6 protein-coding genes are annotated in these 7316 nt (G+C 67.7%); 5 read left to right on the top strand and 1 reads right to left on the bottom strand.

Annotated elements, in window-relative coordinates; translation table 11 throughout:
• Positions 1–39 precede the first annotated feature (39 nt).
• From HMPREF3121_RS07690 to HMPREF3121_RS07700, 3 genes are all read left to right on the top strand, one after another.
• Positions 40–1668 carry an acyl-CoA carboxylase subunit beta gene (locus HMPREF3121_RS07690; protein ID WP_070521824.1) on the top strand — a complete coding sequence of 543 codons (1629 nt, stop codon included), beginning with the start codon at positions 40–42 and terminating at the stop codon, positions 1666–1668.
• Positions 1665–1928, top strand: coding sequence for an acyl-CoA carboxylase subunit epsilon (locus HMPREF3121_RS07695; protein WP_070521768.1), 264 nt, complete (start codon positions 1665–1667; stop codon positions 1926–1928). The genes HMPREF3121_RS07690 and HMPREF3121_RS07695 overlap by 4 nt, the downstream gene beginning before the upstream one ends.
• A 133-nt stretch (positions 1929–2061) precedes the next feature.
• Entirely contained in the window at positions 2062–2754 is a 693-nt protein-coding gene (locus tag HMPREF3121_RS07700; protein WP_070521771.1) for a Maf family protein, read from the top strand.
• A 72-nt stretch (positions 2755–2826) separates the two neighbouring features.
• Here the strand turns inward: HMPREF3121_RS07700 and HMPREF3121_RS07705 are convergent, their stop codons facing one another.
• Positions 2827–3891, bottom strand: coding sequence for a Cj0069 family protein (locus HMPREF3121_RS07705; protein ID WP_070521774.1), 1065 nt, complete (start codon positions 3889–3891; stop codon positions 2827–2829).
• Positions 3892–4179: 288 nt separating this feature from the next.
• On the opposite strand from HMPREF3121_RS07705, the gene HMPREF3121_RS07710 reads away from it, so the two are divergent.
• Positions 4180–5073 (top strand): sulfurtransferase, encoded by an 894-nt coding sequence (locus tag HMPREF3121_RS07710; protein WP_070521777.1) that lies wholly within the window; start codon positions 4180–4182, stop codon positions 5071–5073.
• Between the two features lie 450 nt (positions 5074–5523).
• Positions 5524–7302 carry an acetyl/propionyl/methylcrotonyl-CoA carboxylase subunit alpha gene (locus HMPREF3121_RS07715; RefSeq protein ID WP_070521780.1) on the top strand — a complete coding sequence of 593 codons (1779 nt, stop codon included), beginning with the start codon at positions 5524–5526 and terminating at the stop codon, positions 7300–7302.
• The last annotated feature ends 14 nt before the right edge of the window (positions 7303–7316 follow it).

Consider the following 7316-nt stretch of genomic DNA (forward strand, 5'->3'; position numbering starts at 1 on the left):
TTTCCCGGCCCGAACTTTCCTGTACGTAGACTCGTGAACATGACGACTGCCGCACACACCCCCACCGGCACCGAGCCGGACAAGTCCACCACCGCCGGCAAGCTCGCGGATCTGCGAGCGCGCCTCGCCGAGACCCAGGCCCCCATGGGCCAGGCCTCCATCGACCGCGTCCACGACAAGGGCAAGCTCACGGCCCGTGAACGCATCGAGTACCTCCTCGACGACGGTTCCTTCGTCGAGATCGACGCCCTGGTCCGCCACCGTTCCAAGAACTTCGGTCTGGACGCCCGCCGTCCGGTCACCGACGGCGTGGTCACCGGGTACGGCACCATCGACGGCCGCAAGGTCTGCGTCTTCTCGCAGGACGGCGCCATCTTCGGTGGCGCGCTCGGCGAGGTCTACGGCGAGAAGATCGTCAAGATCATGGATCTGGCGATCAAGACCGGTGTTCCGATCATCGGCATCAACGAAGGCGCCGGCGCACGCATCCAGGAGGGCGTCGTCTCGCTGGGCCTGTACTCGCAGATCTTCTTCCGCAACACCCAGGCGTCGGGTGTCATCCCGCAGATCTCCCTGATCATGGGCGCCTGCGCCGGCGGCCACGTGTACTCGCCGGCCCTGACCGACTTCATCATCATGGTCGACGGCACGTCGAAGATGTTCATCACCGGCCCGGACGTCATCAAGACGGTCACCGGCGAGGAGGTCACCCAGGAGGAGCTCGGCGGCGCCGGCACCCACATGTCCACCTCGGGCACCTCGCACTACACCGCCTCCGACGACGAGGACGCCCTGTCCTTCGTCCAGGAGCTGATCGGCTACCTGCCGTCGAACAACCGCGCCGAGGCCCCGCGCATGGAGGCCGAGCCGTTCGAGGGTTCCATCGCCGACAACATCACCGAGACGGACCTCGAGCTCGACACGCTGATCCCGGATTCCCCGAACCTGCCGTACGACATCAAGGAGGTCATCACCCGCCTGGTCGACGACGGCGATTTCCTGGAGATCCAGGAGGACTACGCGCAGAACGTGGTCATCGGCTTCGGCCGCGTGGAGGGCCGTTCGGTCGGTTTCGTCGCCAACCAGCCGATCCAGTTCGCCGGCTGCCTGGACATCAAGGCGTCGGAGAAGGCCGCCCGTTTCGTCCGCACCTGCGACGCCTTCAACATTCCGATCATCATGCTGGTCGACGTGCCGGGCTTCCTGCCGGGCACGAACCAGGAGTTCGACGGCATCATCCGCCGTGGCGCAAAACTGCTGTACGCCTACGCCGAGGCGACCGTCGGCAAGATCACGGTCATCACCCGCAAGGCGTACGGCGGCGCGTACTGCGTCATGGGTTCGAAGGACATGGGCGCGGACATCAACCTCGCCTGGCCGACCGCGCAGATCGCCGTGATGGGCGCCTCCGGTGCCGTGGGCTTCATCTACCGCAAGGAGCTGAAGCAGGCCGCCGCCGAGGGCAAGGACGTCGCGGCGGTGCAGAAGGAGTACGAGGCCGAGTACGAGGAGACCCTGGTCAACCCGTACATGGCGGCCGAGCGCGGCTTCATCGACGCGGTCATCCCGCCGTCGGAGACCCGCGGCCAGATCATCGAGGGCCTGCGTCTGCTCGACCGCAAGGTCGTCAACGTGCCCGCCAAGAAGCATGGGAACATTCCGCTGTGACCGACAACGCCACCGACACCACCGCCGCCGACAACGCCGAGGCGCAGGAGGCCCCCAAGGCCCCGTTCCTCAAGGTTCTCAAGGGCAACCCGACCGACGCGCAGGTCGCGACGCTGGCCGTGCTGTTCGCGGGCATGGCCAACGCCGCCGCCGACACCGGCCCGAAGGGTCCCCGCAATCAGTGGGGCAGCCTGGACGAGCGCCTGCAGAAGCCGATGAGCTACAACCCGGGCAGCTTCCAGAACGTCCAGTTCTACTAGGGCGCCTGCGGGACGCGCCCGCTTGCTTTGCGACGACGCCGTCGCCTCCCCTTTTCACCGGGAGGCGGCGGCGTCGCCGTTTCCGGCCACCGCCCGAGTCGCCGGCCCCGGTCGCCCGCTACCGTGGAGCGCCATGAGCACCGTGTCCGCCGCAAACCCCCGGCCAGCCCATCGCGTGGTGTTGGCGTCCAGTTCCCCGTCCCGTCTGATGGTCCTGCGTTCGGCGGGAGTAGATCCGGTGGTGTCGCCCCCGGAGGTCGACGAAGACGCCATTCTCGAGGCTCTTGCGGCGGAGGGCGCGGAGGCGGGCACCGTCGTCAAGCGTCTGGCGGAGGCGAAGGCGGCGGCGGTGACCGGCGCGCTGGCCCGGGAGGGCGCGGACGCGGGGGTCACGGTGATCATCGCGTGCGATTCGATGCTGTTGATGGACGGGAAACTGTCCGGCAAGCCGCACACGGTGGACGAAACCGTCCGGCGGTGGAAGGCACAGCGCGGGCGCGACGCGGAGCTGGTGACCGGACATTCGATCACGGCGACTCTGCCCGGCGGGGAGGTCCGCACGGCGACGGAGGCGGTGTCGACCGTGGTGCGCTTCGGCGAGCCGTCCGACGCCGACATCGTGGCCTACGCCGAGTCGGGCGAGCCGCTGGGCTGCGCCGGGGCGTTCACCCTGGAGGCGCTGGGCGGCTGGTTCATCGACGGCATCGACGGCGACCCGTCCAGCGTGCTCGGCCTGTCGCTGCCGCTGATCCGCCGCACCTTGGCCGGGTGGGGCCTGGACGTGTCGGGCTTCTGGAACCGGGACGGCCGAACCCCCGGCGCATGAGCACCGGGGGCGCGGGCGAAAACCGGGCGGCGCCGGATCGGGGCGGCACCTAATCGACGACGGTGCCGAAGACTAGGCGTCGCCGAACTTCTCGACGACCCGCTTGATGGCCTCCTGGGCGACAAGCTCCTGGATGCCCATGTCCAGCTCAGACGTGAAGCCGACGCAGGAGCAGTTGATCTCGCCGAGGACGTAGGTGTCCCCGCCGTCCTCGCCGTCGGCCAGCATGAAGTCGGCGGTCCAGATCAGCGGGATGTTGTCGCCGCCGAGGTTCTCGGCGATGACCGGGCGGGCCTCGGCGAACATGTCGATGAGGTCCTGCCACTCCTCCGGCTTGTTGTAGGTGTACTTCGCGCCGGAGAACAGGGTCGCGGAGAAGGCGTCGCCGCCCTCGGCCGGCTTCTTGTGCACCACGAACACCGGGTGCGGGCCGACCAGCAGGATGCGGATCTCGCCCTCGGTGATGCGCGGCATGAAACGCATGTCCACGAGCATGCCGTTGTCGCCGATGATGTACTGGTCGCAGAAGTCCATGAACTCGCCGAGCTCGCGGGTCTCGGTGTGGTTGTCCACGGCCTCGGTGCACTTCAGCTTGGTGTCCAGCGGCAGCGGGGTGCCCGGAACGACGTTGGCGGCGACCTCTTCGTCGGCGATGCGCACGCGCCAGATGCCGGAGCCGGTGGAGCCGCGGTTCTGCTTGAGCACGCGCTCGCCGTAGGACAGGGACGTCGGGAACGTGCCGTGGAACGCCTCGACGTCGTAGTAGGCGGCGGTGTCGGAGGGGACCAGGTCGGTGTCCTTGAGCTTGACCAGCGCGTCCTTGGCGCCGTAGGCCATCATCTCGCCCGGGGTGGACATGCCGACCAGGCCGGCGACCGACAGGCTGGTCAGGAGCTCGAAGTAGCCCCTCTCGCCGCCCGGGATGTTGCCCGGGTTGACGCGGGAGATGTAGCCGTCGAAGTTCTCGGAGACGTACGTGTACAGGTCGTCCTTCCACTCCGGGCGGTAGTAGACGACCTCGGCGGACCAGCCGGCTTCGCGGATGGCGTTGACGATCGGCATGGTGTCGCGGCGGTGCCCGTCGAAGTACTTGTCGGATCCGCCCTCGACCTCGAAGACGACGATGCTCTTGTGCATTTGCTCTCCTTGAATGCATGGGCCGGGATCGCCGGCGCCATATCCCCGTGCAGGTCGGGGCCCCGGAACCTGCGGGGTCGATGCACGTTCCACAGAGAATTTTAAAGCCGCCGTGAGAATTTATTAGGGTAACGTCCGTCACCTCCACCCCCATTAGTGGAGCGCCGCATTCCCGCAGGTCGGAAGCGACATTCGGGCGGGTGTGAGGTGACCGGAGGCAATGGCCGTAAGGTGGGGGTACCGGAAAGCGCCGTCCGCGCCGGCGCCGCACCCCATGAAGGAGCAAAGATGGCGGTCCCGCACGACCCGCACCCGCAGTTCCAGCAGTACGCGCACCCCGAGCGCCTGGTGTCCAGCAATTGGCTGGCCGCCCGCCTCGGGTCGCCCGGCCTGCGCGTCGTCGAGTCGGACGAGGACATGCTGTTGTATGACATCGGGCACATTCCGGGTGCCGTGCGCATCGACTGGCACTCCGACCTCAACGATCCGACGGTGCGCGATTACGTCGACGCCGAGGCGTTCGCGGAGCTGATGCGGTCCAAGGGCATTTCCCGCGATGACACCGTGGTCATCTACGGCGACAAGTCGAATTGGTGGGCCGCGTACACGCTGTGGGTGTTCGAGCTGTTCGGGCATCCGGACGTGCGGTTGCTCAACGGTGGCCGCGATGCGTGGATGACGGAGGAGCGCGACACGAGTTTCGAGGTGCCGGAGTATCCGCGCACCGATTACCCCGTCGTCGAGCGTGACGACGAGACGCTGCGCGCCTACGCCGCCGAGACCCGTGCGCTGATGGGCCGCGGCAACCTCATCGACGTGCGCACCCCCGAGGAGTTCACGGGCAATCGCACGCACATGGTCGATTACCCGCAGGAGGGCGTGCTGCGCGGCGGGCACATTCCGACTGCGGTCAACGTGCCGTGGAATCAGTCGGTGCACCCGAATTCCCGCTTCCGTTCGCGCGAGGAGCTGGAGGCCATTTACGCCGACGTCGACGCGGACGAGGACACGATCGTCTACTGCCGCATCGGCGAGCGTTCCGCCCACACCTGGTTCGTGCTGCGCTATCTGCTGGGCCGGGACAACGTGCGCAACTACGACGGTTCGTGGGTGGAGTGGGGCAACATGATCCGGATGCCGATCGCCCGCGGCACGGAACCGGGAGAGGCCCCCGAGGCGTAGGCGGCGGTTGCCGCGCGGGTCGTGTCGTTTGCTTGACGACGCCATCGGGGAGCATCCCGGCCTTCCGTTGAGGTGTCTCATTCACCCCCGGCGCGATCCCCCCGAAACCGGGCGAATACGGCATCCGGTCGCTCCGTCGGAGGGACCGCCATGGGGAATCTCCGCCGACTCCGCACGCGATGTAATGGGGACTTTGCGCGGGAAAACCATCCGGGCGAAATCGCCAACCGGATCGAACATAGTTCAAGTTCAGCGACGGTCCCCTTGGCGGGGTAGGTCGGAAAATGGCGAAACCGCCACCTGTGACAGAATGGCCGTATTGGGTTGGACGGTGTTAGCCCGTGCATGTCCAGGAGAGCATGCGGCGCGCAGGACCGTCGAACCTCGATGACTGTCGTACCTACGCCGGTCGGACCAACCGTCCGGTACCCGCGAAAACAGGAGGGTTTCGTGTCCGAGCAGACCACCGAGAAGATCACGAAGGTTCTCGTCGCCAACCGTGGCGAGATCGCCGTTCGCGTCATCCGCGCCGCGAAGGACGCCGGCATTCCGTCGGTCGCCGTTTACGCCGAGCCGGACGCCGACGCTCCCTTCGTGACCATGGCCGACGAGGCGTTCGCGCTGGGCGGTCAGACGTCCGCGGAGTCCTACCTCGTCTTCGACAAGATCCTCGACGCCGCCAAGAAGTCGGGCGCCAACGCCATCCACCCGGGCTACGGCTTCCTGTCGGAAAACGGCGACTTCGCCGAGGCCGTGGAGAACGCCGGTCTGATCTGGATCGGCCCGTCGCCGGAGTCCATCCGTGCGCTGGGCGACAAGGTCACCGCCCGCCACATCGCCCTGAAGGCCGACGCGCCGATGGCCCCGGGCACCAAGGAGCCGGTCAAGGACGCCGACGAGGTCGTGGCGTTCGCCGAGGAGTACGGCCTGCCGATCGCCATCAAGGCGGCCTTCGGCGGCGGTGGCCGCGGCATGAAGGTGGCCTACGAGATGTCCGAGGTCAAGGACCTGTTCGAGTCCGCCACCCGTGAGGCCGTCGCGGCGTTCGGTCGCGGCGAGTGCTTCGTCGAGCGGTACCTGGACAAGGCCCGCCACGTGGAGTGCCAGGTCCTGGCCGACAAGCACGGCAACGTCATCGTCGCCTCCACCCGCGACTGCTCCCTGCAGCGCCGCTTCCAGAAGCTCGTCGAGGAGGCCCCGGCCCCGTTCCTGACCGAGGATCAGGACCGCCGTCTGCGCGAGTCGGCGAAGGCCATCTGCAAGGAGGCCGGCTACTACGGCGCAGGCACCGTCGAGTACCTGGTCGGCTCCGACGGCCTGATCTCCTTCCTCGAGGTCAACACCCGCCTGCAGGTCGAGCACCCCGTCACCGAGGAGGTCACCGGCCTCGACCTGGTCCGCGAGCAGTTCAACATCGCCGAGGGCCGCGAGCTGAGCCTCAAGGAGGACCCGGAGCTGCGCGGTCACGCCTTCGAGTTCCGCATCAACGGCGAGGACGCGGGCACGAACTTCATGCCGGCTCCGGGCACCATCACCAAGTACGTCGAGCCGGCCGGCCCGGGCGTCCGCATGGACACCGGCATCAAGGAGGGCGACGTCATCGGCGGCCAGTTCGACTCGATGCTGGCCAAGCTGATCGTCTGGGGTGAAAACCGCGAGGAGGCCCTGCGCCGCTCGGCCCGCGCCCTGGCCGAGTACGAGGTCGAGGGTCTCGCCACGGTGATCCCGTTCCACCGCCACATCGTCGAGAACCCGGCGTTCGTCGGCGACGGCGAGAAGTTCGACGTCTACACCAAGTGGATCGAGGAGGAGTGGGACAACCCCATCGAGCCGTACGCCGGCGACTCCGACGTCGACGAGGACGAGGCCGTGCCGTCGCAGAAGGTCGTCGTCGAGATCGACGGTCGCCGCGTCGAGGTCGCCCTGCCGGGCGATCTGGCCCTGGGCGGCGGTGCGGGCGGCGCCCGCAAGAAGGCCAAGAAGCGTCGTTCCGGCGGCGCCAAGAAGGCCGCTTCCGGTGACGCCGTGGTCGCGCCGATGCAGGGCACCGTCATCAAGGTCGAGGTCGAGGAGGGCCAGGAGGTCTCCGAGGGCGACACCGTGGTCGTGCTCGAAGCCATGAAGATGGAGAACCCGGTCAAGGCCCACAAGGACGGCACCGTCACCGGCCTGACCGCCGAGGCGGGCTCGGGCGTCGGCAAGGGCGATGTCCTGATGGAGCTGAAGTAGGCTCCTCCCCCGGT

The sequence above is a fragment of the Corynebacterium sp. HMSC11E11 genome, from assembly GCF_001807025.1.
Classification (GTDB): domain Bacteria; phylum Actinomycetota; class Actinomycetes; order Mycobacteriales; family Mycobacteriaceae; genus Corynebacterium; species Corynebacterium freneyi.